This is a genomic window from Bacillus cereus (genome assembly GCF_002564555.1).
GTDB classification, from domain to species: Bacteria; Bacillota; Bacilli; order Bacillales; family Bacillaceae_G; genus Bacillus_A; species Bacillus_A cereus_K.
The window spans coordinates 175,052-194,550 of record NZ_NUVD01000024.1; the positions used below are offsets into that span (position 1 = coordinate 175,052).

Genomic DNA, 19,499 nt, shown 5'->3' on the forward strand with positions numbered 1-19,499 from the left:
TTATGAAAAAGCTTGTAGTTTGGATATTATCCGAACTACAAGCTTTTTCTTTTTTGATTAACGCCACCAACTCCAAAAGTAATTTCGTATATTTCGAGGAGTAATGCGTATGAAACGTTCACCGTCAAAGAAGCAATTTAAATTTGGAAGTGTTTCAACTGGATTTTCTGGAATAAAGGTGACGATGTTTTCGTTACTTGTAACGGTTACTATGATTGGTGGATCGGTAGGAGTAGTTTGAAGCTGTAATGAAATATTTGCACTGTTTTTAAATTCATTATTAACAGGTGGACTTATCACCTGTACTGTGAATAACACGATTATTGTTTCGTTTGGTTCAAAATTAGTAGTAACAAGGAAACCGATATTCGGATTCGCAAGTGGAGAGTGTTCTCCATTAATGAAGACCGTACCGTTTATAAATTGTAAACCTGTTGGAATGGTATCTTGTAAAGAAACGTTTAAAAGTGAAATGTCGGAAGTATTTGTAATCTGCACCGTGTAATTAAAATATTGATTTAAATAGGCTGAGCTGACGGAAGCACTTTTTATTACTGTTGCAGTAATAAATTGAACTGGTATACGAACAATATTCGAATTAACAATGAAAGTAATAAGCGGATTCTGTGGTGTCAATTGGAAAGCGGCTGTAACTGTTGCCGAATTGATAATCGTACTGTTAAAAGGAATAGAAGTTACGAGAACTTTAAATGTTATAGTTGCTATTCCATCTGCCGATAAGGAACCAATATTAATACCAGTGTCTGGTCGAATATTTGGAACCGGAGTACCGTTAATTGTTACACTGTTTTCTATAAATGTTGTACCAGCTGGAATCATATCTAAAACGGAAGTACTTACTGTAGGAATTGGGGAATGATTAAATACCTTTAATGTGAATGTAATAATGTCTCCTATAACGACAATAGATTTGTCAGCTGTTTTCTCAATGTTAATCATTGGCTCAATCAGTGTTGTTGTAACGGTATTTGTTTGCTTTGTAATTGTAATAGGTGGTTCGGTTGGATCAATGATAAACGTATAGGAAATAGTAGCGTCGTTATTGATTGCAGATTGAAGAGTAGAAGAAGATATTGTTACTTGGAAAGTAATGATAGCAGATACATTAGGAGCAAGGTTTCCTAATGTAATACCATTTTCAGGATTCGCATTAGGCTGATTGATTCCGTTAATCGTAACACTGCTAGTAACGAAGGTTGTATCTACTGGTACGGTGTCAACAGCGAGAAGATCTTCAATCGTTACATTACCGCTATTAGTAATTGTAATTGTATACGTTAAAGTTTGACTAGGTAATGCATTTGTGGCATTAACAGACTTTATAGCAATAACATTATCATTTTGGACGGTTGTTGTGACTGTATTTGTTGTAGTCGTATTTGTAACAGGTAAGTTATTTGGGTTGACTATATAGTTAAAAGTAGTAATTGCTTGGTTGTTGAGTTCATTTGGTGTTGGAATAGAAGTCACAGTTACTTGGAATGAAGCGATAGCATCTCCACCTACAAGTATAGTATCAATTGGTATGCCGCTTACTGGATTAACTCCCGGAAGGGCTTCGCCGTTTACAATGACGCTATTTTCTATAAATGTAGTACCTTGAGGAATAATATCTTGAATGACTACATCATTTGCTGAAACATTACCAGTTTGATTGAGTGTAATCGTATACGTTAACGTGTCACCGACCGTTGCAAATGCAAGGTTAACAGTTTTATTACTATTCAAATTCGCGTGATGAATTTCTGTTACGGCAGCTGATGAAATAATAGTTTCGGTAATAGGCGGCCTGTCTGGTACCGTGTATTGATATTCAATTGTACTCGTATTAGAAATTGGATTTGTTTGCGGAATCGAAGTAACTCGGACTTGGAATAGAATGGTTGCTACCGTATTAGGTGGAATGTTATCAATTTGTATACCGCTAAGTGGGTTGTCATTTGGACGAGCGTTGCCATTCACAATAACACTATTCTCTATAAAGCTCGTATTTGCTGGAATGATATCTGTAACAACAATGTTTTCCACTTGTATATTTCCGTTATTTATGATGGAAATTGTATAAGGGATGATAGTTTGCAAGTCAGCGTATTGGATTGGCGTTGTTTTTGTCGCAATTACATTAGCAGAAATAACTTCAGTGAAGGTAATATTACTAGTCGATATTTGTTCTTCCCCATTTATTATATAACGAGAGGTTGATTGATTTTGAATGCGCCCACTAGCTGGAAGAGCTACGGTGGTAACAGAAAATGTGACTGGGATAGAAATGTCAGGAGCAATCGTTCCTACAAGTATACCGGCACTTGGATTGGCGTTAAGCTGAGGGATATTATTTACTAAAACACTACCGTCTATAAATGTTGTTCCATCAGGAATATTGTCTGTAAATACAACAGCGGTAGCATCCGTATTCCCTATATTCGTTAAAGTTGTTGTATAAGTTAAAATGTCACCAATTGTTACAGAGGTGAAATCAACAGTTTTAAGTGAAACGATATCAGCGTCATTAATTTGGAGGAAAGTAGTATTGGAAGCAGTAGATTTTTGAATTGGTGCAAAGTCAGGATTGAAAATAAAGTCATAGACGATGTTTGCAGTATTAGGTGTTGGGTTTACGGCTGGTAAATTCGTGACGGAAACTTGGAATGTTATTGTAGTCGTTTGACTTGGTGCGATATTAGGAATGGAAAAGCCGATATTAGGATCTGCTGCAGGAAGCACAGTATTGTTAACTATTACACTTCCTGGAATAAATACTGTTCCATCCTCTATAGTATCTGTAAAAAAGATGGAGTTAGTTGTAGTGTACCCGTTATTTTGAATGAATACTGTATATGCAACGGTTTCATCAATATTAGCTATTATTTTATTAGTCGACTTTGTAGCGATAAGAATGACATCAATAAATTGTATATTTGTACTATTGGAAGAGGTCTTTTCTGAAATTGGTGGTGCGCTTGGTTCCGGTTGATATTCATAGTGAATGACAGCGATATTATTAATAGTATTTTGTGAAGGTATAGAGACTACATTTACTTGAAACGTAACAATAATCGTATTATTTGGAAGGAGAATACCAAGGGTTATTCCGGTAATTGGATTTTCGTTAGGTCTTGGTATGCCATCTACAAGTATGCTATTTGGAACGAATGTGGTCCCGGCTGCAATCGCATCAATAAGGAGAGCATTTGTAATAGGTACTGTACCAGCGTTTGTAACTGCGACTGTATATGTGATGATTTGACCGATACGTGTAATGGATCTATTGGCGGATTTAATGGCGCTAACATTTGCCGTCCGCACTTCCGTGTTTACTGCATTTGATAACGACTTGCGCTGAACAATCGGAGAACTAGGGTCAATTTGGTATTCATACGAAGTGTCTGAAATATTAATGACTGTATTACCCGAAGGTATATTTGTAAGTTGTACTTGGAATGAAATAGTAACTGTTTCATTTGGTTGTATCGTGCCGAGAGTTACTCCGTTTTCTGGATTCACGCCAGGCTGAATCACATTATTTATTGATAAGCTATCTTCGATGAATATAGTACCTTCTGGAATGTTGTCAATGAGCACAGTATTGTTAGTTGGAACGGTTCCTGTATTTTGTAGTGTATTTGTATAGGTAATATTTTGCCCGATGGATACGAAAGTTACATCCGCCGTTTTAACAGATAGAATATTTGCATTTTGAAGTGATGTTGTAACAATATTAGAATTTACAGAGCGATTCACTGGTGGAGCTGTAGGGATACTTACATACTGGTAATTTACAGAAGATTGATTTGCAATTTTGGTTTCAGTAGGTGGATTGTTTGTTTGCACTTGAAATAGTATCGTTTTGGAACCATTTGATGGAATCGTTCCAATCGGTATTCCGTTTTCTGGATTTACGCCTGGCTGCAGGACACCATTAATTGTAACACTATCTGGAACGAATGTTGTACCAGCTGGAATAGAATCTATGAAAATAATATTTATTGCGTCAACATTGCCGGTATTTTTCACTTCAGAAATATAAAGGATAGTTCCGCCAATATCTACAGTTATTGGGTTGGCGGTTTTTATAATTGTCAATTGTGCTTGCACGAAATTTGTAATGACGATATTACTTGTAGATGTTTCGGTAATTGGTGGTTGCCCTGGATCGGGTTGAATTGAATAGGTTGTATTGGATTGATTTGTAATTGATTGTTGCAAAAATGGATCATTAATAAGAATTTGGAACGAAATAAGGTGAGTGGCGTTTGCTGCTAGGTTAGGCAAAGTAACACCTACATTTGGATTGGCACCAAGTATAGCTGTTCCGTTAAGCGTAAAACTATTTTCTACGAATGTAGTCCCATTTGGAGTAGAATCTAAAAATGAGAGATTAGTTGCTGAGATATTTCCGTTATTTTCTAATGTTATCGTGTAGGTCAAAATATCGCTAGTTGTTGCTTGTTGTGCATTGACTGTTTTTAAAGAAAGGATAGTCGCATCTGAAATTTGTGTGGATGCTGGATTAGAAGTAATTGTACGAGAGATGATAGGAGAGGTTGGATCGGCGATAAAAGTATAGTCAATACGGGCTGTATTAGAAATTGGATTCACGCTTGGAATGGATTGAACGATAACTTGGAATGTGATGGTGACAATTTCTGACGGCGCGATGGCGTTTAATGGTATCCCTATGTTTGGATCGGCACCTGGAACGGAAACGCTATTAATGGTCACGCTATTAGGAATAAATGCAGTTCCTTCTGGGACCAAATCTGTTAAAGTAACTGTATTTGCAGTAGTATTTCCGTTATTTTGAACGACTACTGTGTAAGTGATTGTACCGTTAGTAGATTTTACGAGAGAATCTGTATTTTTAATTGCGGATAACGATGCATCAATGACAGCTGTATTAACCGTATTAGATGAGGATGTTGCTGTAACTGGAGGTTGACTTGGATCGACAATATACGTGTAACTTGTAATGGCTTGATTTATAATCGCCCCTTGCGGTGGAATAGAACTTGCAAGAAATTGGAACGTAATAGTAGCAGAATCACCTGGTGCGATAATACCAGCTGGAATACCGAGATTTGGACTTGCATCTGGAAGTGAAATTCCATTTAACGTAACGCTATTTTGAACGAATATTGCACCTATAGGAATTCCGTTTATGAGTAATACAGAATTTGCAGGGAGGTTTCCAGTATTCGTTAATGTTGCTGTATACGTAATTATATCTCCGATAGATACGATAGATCGATTTGCTTCTAAAACAGTAGTAACGGTAGCGTTATTAATTTGTGTTGAAGCGCCATTAGAATTTATTGTGTTTGTAACAGGAGGGGCTGCCGGATCAACAATGAATGTGAATTGAATAGATGCAACGTTTGTAATTGGGTTTGAAGGTGGAGTAGATGTAACTATGACTTGGAAAGTAACAGTTAAGGAGCTACTCGCACTAACGGATCCAATATTAACTCCGTTATTTGGATTTGCACCTGGAATGGTACTTCCATTTACAGCAAAACTATTTTCAACAAAGTTCGTTCCTGCTGGAATCAGGTCTGAGAAATTTAGATTCGTAGCAGTTGTATTGCCGCTATTTTGAATCAAAATTGTATAAGTGATTGTGTCTCCGATATTTGCAAAGGCTATATTAGCCGTTTTTACAGCTGAAAGTATTGCTGAATTAATAGAAGTAACGAAGACGTTCGTTTCCACATTGCCGGGCTGAGCTTGTAATGCATTGCCTACGTTATATTGGAAGTTAACAAACCCTAAGTTTTGGAGTTCAGGTGTGAACGTTGTTGGATTACTTACGATTTGTACTTGGAATATGATTGTTACAGTTTGATTTGGGTTGATTGTATTTATGCCAACACCGTTAATAATGGAAGCGGATGGTAATGAAGTGCCATCAATAACAACGGATCCTGCAACAAATTGTGTCCATGATGGTATAGGATCTGAGAAAACAACGTTGTTAGCTGGGATATTTCCTGTATTCGAAATAGTCGTTGTATACGTAATCGTATCACCAATAGTTGCAAATGCTTTATCTCCTATTTTAATAGTGTTTAAAATAGCACTTTCAATTTTTGTTGTAACGTTGTTAGAAGTAATGTTTTTTGAAACGGGAGGATTAGCTGGATTAACGATATGCTGGAAGCTAACGTTAGCTTGATTGATAATTGGATTTATAGGTGGAATTTCATTGGCAGTAATATGAAATGCTACGATGACAGATTTGTTTGGCGCGATATCACCAATTGGAACGCCTGTAATAATGTTTGCATTTGGGATACTAGTTCCGTTAAGTGTAAAACTATTCGTTTCAAAGGAAGTTCCGTCTGGAATAAGGTCGGTAAAAATAACATTCGTCGCACTAATATTTCCGCTATTTGTAATTATAACGGTGTAGACGATATCTTGCCCGATGTCTACTGTTGACACATTTGAATTTTTTTGTGCAGTAAGGATAGCGCTATTAATTTGTGTTGTCGTTGTATTCGATTGGTTGGAAGTTGTAATAGGTGGCTGGGTAGGATCAACGACGTAATGATATGTGGTTGAAGTAGAATTAGATATTGGATTAAGTGTTGGAAGTGTAGTAACAGTTGCTTGGAATGTGACGATTGCCGCATTACCACCATTAATTGAGCCTATATTTACGCCAGTAGATAAATCAGCGTTTGGAATGGTTTGCCCATTAACTGTGAAACTGTTTGGAACGAAACTTAAATTGCTGTCCAATATATCAATAACTGTAACATCCGTTGCGGTTGTATTCCCTGTATTAGGAAGGTTTAGTGTAAATGTTATTGTATTACCAACATCCGCAAAAGTAAGATCTGCTGTTTTTGTGCTAATAATATTTGCGTTGTTTATTTGAAGAAGTGTAGTGTTGGAGCTAGCTGTATTCGATACCGGCGGATTGCCTGGATCAACAGTAAACTCATATGACGTTGATGCTGTATTCAGTGCCGGATTACTAGGTGGAATGCTATTCACTGTAACTTGAAAAACGATACTATATATTTCATTTGGTGGGAGTGTTGCAAGTGCTACACCTGTATTTGGATTCGCATTAGGTTGTAAAACGCCATCGACCGTTAATGTGTTAGGAACAAATGTGAGTCCACTTGGTAATACATCTGTGAATACAATGTTAGTTGCATCCGTATTCCCTACATTCGAAATAGAAGTAGTATAAAAAGCAGTTTGCCCGATACCTGCAAAGGATACACTTTCGTTTTTCGTCATGGATAATATGGCTTCTTTAATTTGCGTTGAAACAGGATTACTAATTGAAGTTTCTGCATCAGGTGGTGAGACTAATTGATACGATGTTGATGAGAAATTTACAATTGGGTTTTCGGTTGGTAATGAAGTTACGTTTACTTGGAAGGAAACATTTACTGTAGACCCAGCTGTTATCGGCCCAATATTTACACCATTCGCTGGATTCGCACCACTTTGAGAAATTCCATTAATAGAAAATGTGTTTGCAATAAATGTAGTGCCGCTCGGCATTGTATCTGTGAAAATAACATTTTGTGCGGAGGAATTTCCGTTGTTTGTTAAAGTGACAGTATAAGTGAGTGTGTCGCCGATACGACTAAAGGATTTATCGACTTGTTTCGATGAAAGAATGGTAGCTGTATTAATTGTAGTAAACACTGTGTTTGAAGTAGCAGTTCTTGAAACAACCGGTGCATTTGGATCGGCGATAAATGTGTAAGAAGCAGTAGCGGAATTGGCAATCGGATTTTGAACTGGTGTAGAAGTAGCGGTAACTTGAAATGCTATAGATATTGAACTGTTAGGAGCAATTGATCCAATCGTTATACCTGTATTAGGATTGAGTCCGATTTGTGTGATGCCATTTATTGTAACGCTATCAGTAATAAACGTTGTGCCATCTGGTATAAGATCAGTGAAAGTAATATTCGTTGCATTTGTATTACCTTTATTCGTTAAAATGGTCGTATAGGTAATGGTATCACCTAGCGTTACAAGTGTTTGATCGACCGATTTTACCATCGTTAACATAGCATCTAGTACAGGATTTGTAACGATATTCGTTGAAGTAGAAGTTGTAATAGGAGCTCCGCTAGGATCAACAGTATAAGAATATAGAATTGTATCATTACCCATAATTGAGCTTGAAGGGGGAATAGAAATAACCTTTACTTGGAAAGTAACAGTTACTGTTTCACCAGGAGCGATGTTGGGTATGTTTACTCCAAGTGCTGGCTGCGCACCAGGCTGCTGAAATCCATTTATTGTGACTGAATTTGGTATGAATGTAGTGCTAGCTGGAATAGCGCTTGTGAATGTTATATTCTTTGCTGATGTATTTCCTGTATTTGTAATAGTAGTTGTATACGTAACTGTATCACCGACGGAAATGATTAATTTATCAGCGCTTTTTGTCGAGGTTAATAGTGCGCTGTTTATTGTTGTAGTAACGGTATTAGATGAAGCGGTTTGTGTTATAGCTGGTTGACCTGGATCGACAATATGCTGAAATTGTACAGAACTAAAATTAGAAATTGGATTTATGCTTGGTATGCTTGTTACAAGTACGTTTATCGTAATAGTAGCCGTACTACCGGGATTTATATTTCCAATCTGAATTCCGCTTGCTGGATTGCCTATTTGCTGCGTACCAGAATCATTTGTAAGAGTTCCGGAAATAAATGTCGTTCCGTCAGGTAAAGTATCCGTGAAAATAATATTTTGTGAAGTGACATTTCCAGGGTTACTTAATGTAATTGTATAAGAGATTGTATCTCCGATCGTTGCGAAAGTTTTATCTGCAGATTTAACAAGTGCAATTTCCCCAGAATTTATTTGTGTCGAAACAGGATTGGATGTCGTACTTCTTGAAACGAGTGGTAAATTAGGTCCTGTCATAAATTGATAATTAATAGAAGCGTCGTTTACAACCGGTGAGTTTGGTCCCCCAGGTCCGATTGTGAAAATTGGATTTGGAATACTAACTACTTGAACGCGGAAAGTGACGTTTATAAAATCCTCTGCGATAATATCCCCAATTGGTATCCCGTTTGCTGGATTCACCCCAGGTAATAAAACCCCACCTACTCGAACGCTATCTTCTATAAATACTGTATTATTTGGAATCGAATCTGTAAAAATGATATTAGTAGCAGTTTCATTCCCTATATTTTCCAATAAAACAGTGTACGTTAAAAATGAATTTCCAGGTGCGACGTCAGAAAAAATACGATTCACACTTTTCGTTGCTTGAATAATTGCTTCGTTAATTTGAACTAAAGTTGGATTACTTGTAGCTGTTTCTGTCACCGGCGGCTGGGTAGGATCAACAATGATAGAGTATGTTGTGCTAGATTGGTTCAATGTTGGATTTGTAGCTGGTATTGAGCCAACGATAGCTTGAAAGCTAATTGTTACTGATCCTCCAACTGGAATTGGGTCTAAAGGAACCCCGCTATCTGGCCTAAAACCGAGTTGTGGGATGGTGTTAATTTGTACGCTATCAGGAACGAATGAAAGTTCAGTAGGTAATATATCTATAAAAATAGGTGTGTTTGCAGTAGTATTTCCGCCATTAGTGAGAGTAGTTGTATACGTAATGGTATCTCCAACAGCAGCAAATGCACTGCTTGCAGTTTTTGTTGCGATAACGGAAGCGGTATTTACTTGTGTAAAGGTTTTATTGGATTTAACTGTTCGTGAAACAGGTGGCTCATTTATATCAACAATAAAGCTATATTGAAGCGATGATTTGTTAGGGATTGGATTAGGGTTTGGGATCGTTGTAATGTTTACCTGAAAGCTGAGTATAACTGATGCATTTGAATTTATGTTACCGATATTGATACCGTTTTGTGGATTTGCATTAGGAATGGTTGTTCCATTTACTGTAAAACTATTTGGAATAAACGTTGTACCATCTGGAATTAAATCTGTAAAAATAACATTGTTTGCAGTAGTATTACCGGAATTAGTAATGGTAGAAGTGAAAGTAAGTGTATCTCCAATAGTAGCGAATGTTGAATTGACAGTTTTATTTATAGATAGAGTAGCATCAATAATTGGAGTAACCGTCGTATTCGTAATTGTACTACCAACAGCAGGTGATTGGTTTGGATTCACGGTATATTCATAATTTACAAGAGCATTATTTGTTAATGTGCCACTAGGTGGTATCGCTAAAATTTGTGCTTGAAAAGTAATGAATACAGTATCTCCTGGCGGAATATCTGCTAAATGAATACCAAGTGATGGATCTAACCCTGGCTGCGGAATATTATTGATAGTTACAGAGTTTGGGACAAATGAAGCGCCTGCACCGAGTCCATCTGTTAAAACTGTAGCACTAGCAGGAATATTCCCTGTGTTCGTAACTGCAATCGTATAGGTAACGATATCTCCTATTGCAGCTGTCGGTGTATTCACTGACTTCGTAGCGACAATTGTAGCGTTATTAATTTGAGTCGTTATTATATTACTTAACGCATTGGCGGAAGCTGGAGGTAAGTTAGGATTTACGACATATTGGTACGCCGTATTACTTTGATTCGGGATTGGATTCGGACTAGGTATGGAATTTACTTTTACCTGAAATGAGATTGTCGTATTTGCATTCGGATTTATTGGATCAATTGCAATTCCACTTGCTGGATTTACATTAGGGAGTGTATTCCCATTTACAGTAACACTATTAGAAATAAATGATGTTCCGTTTGGAATTACATCTGTAAATATTACATTTGATGCAAGTGTGTTCCCATTATTCGTTAAAGTAGTCGTGTACGTAATAATATCATTTACGTTAGCAAACTGCTTATCTGCAGATTTTGTAGCGGCAATTGAGGCGTTATTAATAGTTGTTTGTACAGTGTTAGAAGCAACCATCTGCATTACAGCTGGTTTGGATGGATCATACGTATATTGGAATGTTGTGCCTGATTGATTTGTAATCGGATTTACAGCAGGGATAGTTGGTACAAAAACTTGGAATGCAATGGTACGTGATGAATTTGCACCTATCGTACCAATTAAAATGCCGCTAGCAGGATTTGCATTGGCTATAGGGACATCGTTAATCGTTACAGTATTAGGAATGAAGGTGGTACCTGTTGGAATGATATCAGTAAACGTTACATTGGAAGCAGAAATATTTCCGTTGTTAGTTAAAGTAGTTGTATACGTTATGGAAGCACCAACATCAGCAAAGTTTGTGCTTGTTAGCTTTGTAGCAACAATATTAGCAGTATTAATTTGTGTAGTTACTATATTACTAGTAGCGTTTTTCACAACAGCAGGTAAATTTGGATCAGCGATAAAGCTATATTGAAGTGCAGCGCTGTTTTGCACTGGATTTGGTGAAGGTAGCCCATTTGCACTTATTTGAAAAATAATCGTTGTAAAGCCACCAGCAGGAATTGTACCGACTTGAAGACCGACACTTGGATCGGCGCCTAGCTGTAAAGCACCACCTATAAAAATACTATTTGGTACAAGCGTAGTACCAGGAGGCAATATATCGGTAACAACTATATTATTTGCTGGGGTATTGCCAAGGTTAGCTAAGGAAATTGTATATGTGATGGGTTGCCCGACATCTGCGATAGTTAAATCTACCTCTTTGACAATAACTACATTTGCTAAGTTAATTTGTGTACTTACAGTGTTACTTAAAGATGTTTCTATAATTGGTGGATCACCTGGATTTAGAGTGAATTCATACTGGGTACTGGAAGAATTTATTGTTGGGTTTTGGGCTGGTAAAGAGGTGACAGTTACTTGATAAGAGACGGTAAGTGAGCCGTTAGCAGGAATGGAAGGTAGTGGAACACCTATATTTGGATCTGCGTTATTTTGGAGTACACCATTAATAAGGAAAGTGTTTTGGATAAAGGTAGTACCGTCAGGATTCGTATCTACGAAAGTTGGACTATCAGCAGAAACACTTCCAGCATTTGTTAAAATAACGGTATACGTTAATATATCCCCAACGGTAGCGAAAGCTCGATCCACTGTTTTTGTTGAAATGACATTCGCATCATTCACTTGGGTAAATGTAGTAGTGGAAGTAGTACTTTTATTTACAGGTGAAGCGTTTGGATCAACGATAAAGTTATAGGAAACGGAAGCACTATTCGAAATAGGATTAGGGTTTGGAATGCTAGTTATTAATACTCGGAATGAAGCTGTAATTGTAGTGCCAGCATTGATACTACCAATATTGATGCTAGCTGGTGTTGCGCCTGGCTGAGTAACGCCGTTAACTATAACACTGGCTGGTACAAAGGAAGTACCATTCGCAATGGAATCGGATAGTAATACATTGTTCGCCGCAACATTTCCATCGTTTGTAAGAGCAAAAGTGTAAGTTAATACATCTCCAACTTCCGCAAACGTTTGATTTACAGATTTAATAGCATGAAGATTTGCTAGTCTAATTGTTGATGAAACAGAATTAGAATTTGCTGTTTTTGAAGTCGGTGGCAGACTTGGATTTACAGTATAAATATAAGAAGAGAAAGCGTTATTAACAATAGGATTTTGTGCAGTAATATTGATGACTGTTACTTGGAAAGAAAGGGTAAAAGTAGCTCCGCCAGGAATTGTACCGATAGGTAAGGCGACGAGAGAATCTACATTTTGTAAGACGCCGTTTAGCGTTACGGTACCTGGTGTTAATATCGTTCCATTTGGAAGTGGATCTGTTAGCTGTACGTTAGTTGCGGCTGTATTTCCACTGTTTGTAATAAGGATTGTATAACTGATTGTATCTCCAATAGTAGCAAATTGTTTATTTGTAGACTTTGTTAATGTTAAATTCGCATTGTTAATTTGAGTAGAAACGAGATTAGAAGAAATGTTTTTTGTAACGGGTGATTGACTAGGATTGACGGTGTACTGATAAGAAGCGCTTGATCCATTAGATACGACATTTGCTGGAGGAATTGTATTTACTACTACTTGAAATGAAACATTTTTGGTCGTGCCAGTTGGGATAGATCCTATATTCACACCATTAGCCGGATTTGCGCCAACTTGTGTCGTGCCATCTATTGTTAAACTGTTTAGGACAAAAGTTGTTCCTGTAGGAATGGCATCTGTAAAAATAACATTGTTCGCATTCGTATTCCCTGTACCTGTAAAGGCAACAGTGTAAGTCAGTGTATCGCCAATATCTGCATAGTTTTTATCTACTGCTTTTGCCATAGTTACAGTAGCATTATTCACTTGAGTGGAGACGATATTTGTCGTATCAGTCGCACTTACTGCCGGTTGATTTGGTACAGGAATGTATTGATATGTTGTTGTACCACTATTTAATATTGGATTGGTTTGGGGGATAGAAGGAACGGATACTTGAAATGAAATAGTAGTAGTAGAATTTGCAGCAATGGTTCCAACGGATATACCATTAGCCGGATTCACTCCAACTTGAGTCACTCCGTTAACAGTTACACTCCCAGGAATAAAAGTAGTCCCGCTAGGAATTGGATCCGTATATATAACGTTCGTTGCAGCGATATTTCCTATATTAGCTAAGGAAATACTGTAAGTTAATGTTTCACCAATATCGGTAAAGAGTTTGTTAACGGATTTTGTTCCATTAATATCTGCTAGGTTAATTTGTGTACCAGCAGAGTTGCTTGTTGCAATACCGTTAAAAGTTGTTCCTCCAGCAATTGGTGTATATTGAAATGTAATAGTAGCAGTGTTCGCGATAGGGTTTTGATTTGGAAGAGAAACGACAGTCGCTTGAAAAGTTACAGTGCGAGAAGCACTATTATTAATGGTTCCAAGAGATATACCAGCGGCTGGATTTGCGTTTGTTTGTGGTATGTTATCTATTGTTACGCTTCCAGGTATAAACGAAGTGCCGTTAGGGAGAATGTCTGTAAAAATAACGTTATTTGCAGGAAGAAGCCCAGTGTTAGGAACAGTAACTGTATAGGTGAGAACATCTCCAATTGCAGCAACACTTTTATTCACGTTTTTCGTTGCTTGTATATTAGGTGAATTGATATTAATTTGTAAACCGACTGTATTTAACATATACGCATCTCCGTTAGTTGTTAAACGGATTGCGGCGGAGACTTGGGAATTTGTTAAATAAGGAGAAATATCAATGGAGGTAATGTCCCACCCTTGCCTTCCAGCGGAGATATTTGTGCTTGTAGAAGCACTTTGGTTTCGCGTGCCAAATGTTCCAGTAGTATCTAAGTTCCCTGCAGCATTATTAATTTGGGAACCGAAGAAATTATTCACAGCATTATTTGGCCCAGATAAAGCATTTAATGAACTGAAATTTGGTCCAAATAAAGCTTGGTCTCCAGTTAAATCCGCATCTCCTTCAGTAGAGCTTAAAAATAATCGTCCACTTACAGGTCCTCCCGCAGGTGTTAAAAATCCGGAAACTGATACATCTGCGCTACCAGTTTCTACAGAAACACGGTTACCAGCTACATAAATGGTTAAATTTCTTGCGGGTAAGGAACCGTTTTGATAAGCGACAATGAGCGTCCATCCAGCAGAATTGATAGCCCCGTTAGAAGCATCTAAAGGATCAACAAGCCCCGGAACAGAGCCGGTTGTATAAGAGCCAGATCCCCCAGCTTGAACGAGTGATGTTACATCTGCGGATCGTGTATAAAATCCAAATGTGACAGAGCCAGAAACAAATGTTTGATTCGAAGCCGTAACAGCTGAAGGGGTAATCGAGTATGTTGACACAGGTGTTGTAAAAGAAACTGGGTTTCCTAATACACTCGTAATGTTTTGATCACGAGATAAATAGTTCCCACCCCAAACGAGTTCGGCGTAAAGAATAGTACTGCCAGCAGGGATATTCAAAATAGCGGTAGAACTATTTTGTGTATAGTTTAATGTTGTACCAGCAGGAAAAGTAGTCACTTGTAAAGCAGTATTCGTAGTTACGAATGCACCAATTGCCCCGATTGTACCAGCACGGTTTTGATTACTAATTTTACTTAAGCCTAATGTGTTTCCTGTAATAGCGAGTGCGCCGTTAGTGGTGGTAGAAAATCGATTCGTAATGGGCATGTTGTCACCTCATTTACAATATAGTCTTGGTCAAGATAGAATATGTGTGTGACAAATAAATGGAAACATGTACAAGTTGATTTGGGAAGATTGATTCAAATGTCTAGATAAGGGGATGGAGAATGATTGAATTTGCGTTTAGAGTGGAGCGTCTTAGGGAAGAAAAAAGGGGATATATTTCATGGGAAAATTAGAGATTACTGGTTTTCAAAAGGTTAGTACACCACCAATAATGATAAAAAATCGCGATCAATTATTAAAAAGGAATAATAAGCTAAATGGCATTGCAGCACAAATTTTTGGATAAAAAAGAATCCTTTCGTGAAAAGGATTCTTTTTTATAGTCAATCTAATCACGGTATTGGTCATGAGTTGGTTGAAAGAGGTCTTCTTCGATATCTCTCACCATAGAAAAATGATCAACGTTATAATGACCGTGTAAAATCTTATTATGGTGAGAGATAATTTGCTCTGCAGACAACACGTTAGAATCAGTTGTTGAATGACCGTTTTTAATTAATGTAACATCAAAGCCTTGTACAGTAGCTGTTCTAACGGCAGTGTCGATGCAATGTTCTGTTTTACAGCCACCTATAACAATATGATTAATTTTTTCTTCTTTTAAAAGTTCAAGTAATGAAGTACCGTAGAATGAATTTGTTGCTGCTTTATTAATAAGGATTGCAGACTGAGGTACTTTAATTTGATTATGTACTTCAAATCCTTCTCCTTTACCAGAAGCAACATCAGTATCTCGTATGAAAATGATTAGAGCATTGGAATTTATTGCTTGCTGTACAGCGGTATTTAGTGTGGCTAATAGCTCGGTTTTACGAAAAACTTCATTTTCTTGTTCATTTCCATCAATTAACTCTTGTTGCGCATCAATAATTAATAGTGCTTGTTTCATTTTTTATCCCCTTTTATATGAAATAAATGTCACTTTACATATTCTTTCACATTGTAAGAGAATCCTCCATTGCAAGCGAAGTAGACGATTGATTTACAAAGTTGTCAAAGAAATTTCATTCTCATAGCGTGTAAAAACATGTATGATAGGAGATGGAGAATTTTTGAGTAGGTGGGAATATCATGCAAACAGTAGAAGATTATCTTTCATTCTTACATACGAAAGGATTTAAACTATCAGAGGAAGCACAAGGGTTTATTATGTTTGGACAAGGATATACTGGTGCGTCTGATAGAATTGTGAACGTAGCAATAGAAGCGACAATTAAACATCAATTACAGTTTGATGGCAGTTATTTTGTTGCGTTATTAGAACGATTGAAAGAGGAAAAAATTACAGATAAAAAAAGCGCTAAGGCTTTTATGCGGAAGTTACAAGCGTAACTTCACGCAGCCTGCGCTTCTTTTTTTGTTTTGGAAGGTAGTTCAACAAAAACCATGCCTAGAAAAATACAAAGACACCCGATAATGGTAGAAATAGAAAGTTGTTCGTTTGCAACGAGAACGCCTGTTAATGCAGCAAAAACGGGCTCCATTGCGAAAATAATTGCTACTCTCGTTGGAGAAGTATGTTTTTGTGCCGATGTTTGAATGAAAAAAGCAATGGACGTTGCAAACAGGGAAGTTAGAAAGAGTGCGAATAAAAAGGACTGATTTGTCCATAGTGATACTGAAAATAATTTTTCCCAATCTTCAAACAAAAAAGCACAAATAGAAGAAAACAGACCGACAGCTAATACTTGAGAGGTGCTTAGTAATAAAGGTGATATTTTCTTAGAAAAGAAACCGTTAACAAGAATATGGGCAGCGAAAGCGACTGCACAACCGAGAACGAGTATATCTCCAATGTTTAATTGAAAAGAATCACCAGCAGTTAATAAATATAAACCTACTGTCGCTACAGCAATACCAAGTACGATGAAAATGGTAGCCTTTTGTTTTAAAAAGATAAAAGACAAAATTGGAACCATAACGATACTAAGTCCAGTTAAGAAACCAGCTTTTGAAGAGGTTGTATAAAGTAAGCCGAATGTTTGTAATACATAGCCAACACATAAAAAGAATCCAACAATCAATCCAGCGACACTGCTCTGCTTTATATCTTGTTTTGAAGTTTTTTGTGAGAAAATCATTTGAACGAATAATAAAATAATTCCCGCGAATAAAAAACGAACACCATTAAAAGTAAATGGTCCGACAAAAGACATAGCATTTTGAACGACAACAAACGTAGCTCCCCAAATAAAAGAGACAAATAACAAAGCAAGAGGAGCAATCCACTCTTTTTTCACACTCATACCCCCGTTAATTTTGTAAGATAGCTTTTCTAGCTAATTCATCAGCTACTTTATTTTGACTACTTGGAATCCACTTAATAAAAAAGAGATCGAAACTTTTTATGTACTGCAGTGCTTCCTCTAATAGTGGTGCAAACATTTTATTTTTGGCGTATTCTTTTTCAACAGCTCGCTCAACAAGCTGAGAATCTGTACGAAAAGATACAATGCTATAATTATGCTCTTTGCAATGTTTTAATGCCGCAAGTAAAGCGTGGTATTCAGCTTCATGATTGGACATTGTCCCGAGTGGTAATGATAATTGCACAGGTGGTTGTACGCCTTTAATAAACACTCCAGCACCAGAAGGACCAGGATTTCCTTTTGATGCACCATCAATATACACTTCAATCAAAATGAGAAACCTCCAAATTATTAGATTATCCCCTACTTAATAATGTTCTTAAAATAGGGGATAGGGTACTTATCCAATTGTAATGCTATAACGACATGTAAATGTTTCATTCGCTTGTAAAGACTGAATTCCTTTTTTCTCTTTGAAATCTTTTGCAGGTTTTACTTCATCAGCGATTCCATACCAAGGTTCAATGCATAAGAAGGGTGCGTTATGCCCTGGTGTCCATACGCCGACAAATGGAAATCCTTCAAATTCTACTTTTACAAATTTATTGTGTTTATGGGAACGAATAGAGATTTCATTCGTATTCATATTTTCAAAAATAAGTGCGTCATTTTTGAATAAATCATATGTAAGAGGTAATTCTGTCGTATTTTCAGCGATGAGTTGCTTGTTATTTGAAAGGTAAGGTCCTTCTAATATGCTTGTTTCTAAGCGTTCTGAACCATTAAAAGATAGATGATAATCTGTAAATGATTCGCCGTCTAATAACGGGAAATTGAATCCAGGATGTGCTCCGATTGAGAAGAACATCTCTTTTGAAGTAGGATTGTTTACTTCATATGTTACATGAACGATTTGTCCGTCTAGCTCATAAGAAACGAGTAATTCAAATTCGTATGGGTATTTTTTTAATGTTTCTTCATTACTCGTAACGATATAAGTAATTTTTGTTTCGCTTTGTTCTTTTACAGAGAACGCAAGATCACGGGCGAAACCGTGTTGTGTTAAAGAATATGGTTTACCATCTACATAGTATGTATTATCTACTAAGCGTCCAACGATTGGGAACAAAATTGGTGCGCGACGTCCCCAATAAGTAGAATCACCTTGCCATAAATATTCTGTGTTGTCTTCTTTTAAGCGAACGCTTTGTAATTCTGCACCTTTGTCAGAAATGGAAACGATCACTTTCTCGTTTTGAATTGTTGCTGTCATGAAGTGAAACCTCCTAAATCTTTCATATGTCTTATTATACGTTTTCTAAAAGGAAAAAGGTAGTGAAGGATAGGAATCTATTGACGAAAGACTACCTATTGCGTAAAATATAATCTTGTTGCTTAAAAAACGAATAACGTGGTTCGAAACCATCCCACGTAAAAAAACTAAGGAGATTTTGTCATGAATATTAGAACTTTAGTCGGTAATGGTATTTTAGCGGCATTATATATTGCTGTTTCTATGCTTATTCAGCCATTTGGCTTTACGAATGTACAGTTTCGTATTTCAGAGATGTTTAATCATCTCGTTGTATTTAATAAGAAAGCAATTTACGGAATTGTATTAGGTGTATTTTTAACGAATCTCTTTTTCTCACCTATGATCGCTTATGATTTAGTATTTGGAGTAGGGCAATCTATTCTTGCATTAGTTGCAACGATTATTTCTATGCGATTTATTAAAGGTGTTTGGGCTCGTATGATTTTTAATACAGTTATCTTTACGATTACAATGTTTATGATTGCAATTGAACTTCATCTTGCATTTGATTTACCATTTATGTTGACTTGGTTAACATGTGCAGCGGGTGAATTCGTAGTAATGGCGATTGGTATGCCTGTAATGTACTGGATTAATAAACGAGTACAATTTGAAAGATTTATGTAATAGGTGAAAGAGCCATTCCTTATATAGGATGGCTCTTTTTGTATGTGAATATATTACTGTGACTCTTGATACAATATAATAAAATAAAGTGAGGTTTTAATTTGCTGGATATATAGGAAGTCTTAAGTAAGGGGGAATCTAGT

Annotated in this window: 7 protein-coding genes, 1 pseudogene and 1 riboswitch; of the genes and pseudogenes, 3 read left to right on the plus strand and 5 right to left on the minus strand. The window is 36.8% G+C overall.

The features are described from left to right. Positions 1-57 precede the first annotated feature (57 nt). The gene (locus COI75_RS15485; protein ID WP_098448458.1) at positions 58-15,084 is read right to left on the minus strand and encodes a DUF7507 domain-containing protein; all 15,027 of its coding nucleotides are present in this window, start codon (positions 15,082-15,084) and stop codon (positions 58-60) included. 178 nt (positions 15,085-15,262) lie between these two features. On the opposite strand from COI75_RS15485, the pseudogene COI75_RS27135 reads away from it, so the two are divergent. Further along, positions 15,263-15,391 (plus strand): annotated as a pseudogene (locus COI75_RS27135) (GNAT family N-acetyltransferase); the annotation flags it as partial. A 42-nt stretch (positions 15,392-15,433) separates the two neighbouring features. On the opposite strand, the gene COI75_RS15490 reads toward COI75_RS27135, so the two are convergent. After that, on the minus strand, positions 15,434-15,994 hold the full coding sequence (locus tag COI75_RS15490; RefSeq protein ID WP_000806315.1) for a cysteine hydrolase family protein: 561 nt from the start codon (positions 15,992-15,994) through the stop codon (positions 15,434-15,436). 182 nt (positions 15,995-16,176) lie between these two features. Between COI75_RS15490 and COI75_RS15495 the strand changes: the two genes are divergently transcribed. Continuing rightward, on the plus strand, positions 16,177-16,437 hold the full coding sequence (locus tag COI75_RS15495; RefSeq protein ID WP_001195214.1) for a DUF6123 family protein: 261 nt from the start codon (positions 16,177-16,179) through the stop codon (positions 16,435-16,437). A gap of 2 nt (positions 16,438-16,439) precedes the next feature. On the opposite strand, the gene COI75_RS15500 is transcribed toward COI75_RS15495, so the two are convergent. The 3 genes from COI75_RS15500 to COI75_RS15510 all read right to left on the minus strand — a co-directional run bounded on the left by COI75_RS15500 (position 16,440) and on the right by COI75_RS15510 (position 18,687). Beyond that, the gene (locus tag COI75_RS15500; protein ID WP_000712617.1) at positions 16,440-17,345 is read right to left on the minus strand and encodes a DMT family transporter; all 906 of its coding nucleotides are present in this window, start codon (positions 17,343-17,345) and stop codon (positions 16,440-16,442) included. Between the two features lie 13 nt (positions 17,346-17,358). After that, positions 17,359-17,745, minus strand: a complete 387-nt coding sequence (locus COI75_RS15505; protein WP_000573876.1) for a reverse transcriptase-like protein — start codon at positions 17,743-17,745, stop codon at positions 17,359-17,361. A gap of 69 nt (positions 17,746-17,814) precedes the next feature. Then, entirely contained in the window at positions 17,815-18,687 is an 873-nt protein-coding gene (locus COI75_RS15510; RefSeq protein ID WP_000127401.1) for an aldose 1-epimerase family protein, read from the minus strand. Between the two features lie 132 nt (positions 18,688-18,819). Then, positions 18,820-18,864, plus strand: a riboswitch (PreQ1 riboswitch). A 6-nt stretch (positions 18,865-18,870) separates the two neighbouring features. Here COI75_RS15510 and COI75_RS15515 point away from each other — a divergent pair. Beyond that, positions 18,871-19,356, plus strand: a complete 486-nt coding sequence (locus COI75_RS15515; protein WP_001026466.1) for a QueT transporter family protein — start codon at positions 18,871-18,873, stop codon at positions 19,354-19,356. The last annotated feature ends 143 nt before the right edge of the window (positions 19,357-19,499 follow it).

Coding starts and splice junctions, on each gene's coding strand:
- COI75_RS15485 (WP_098448458.1), bottom strand. CDS start 15,084: ATGCCCATTACGAATCGATTTTCTACCACCACTAACGGCGCACTCGCT.
- COI75_RS15490 (WP_000806315.1), bottom strand. CDS start 15,994: ATGAAACAAGCACTATTAATTATTGATGCGCAACAAGAGTTAATTGAT.
- COI75_RS15495 (WP_001195214.1), top strand. CDS start 16,177: ATGCAAACAGTAGAAGATTATCTTTCATTCTTACATACGAAAGGATTT.
- COI75_RS15510 (WP_000127401.1), bottom strand. CDS start 18,687: ATGACAGCAACAATTCAAAACGAGAAAGTGATCGTTTCCATTTCTGAC.
- COI75_RS15515 (WP_001026466.1), top strand. CDS start 18,871: ATGAATATTAGAACTTTAGTCGGTAATGGTATTTTAGCGGCATTATAT.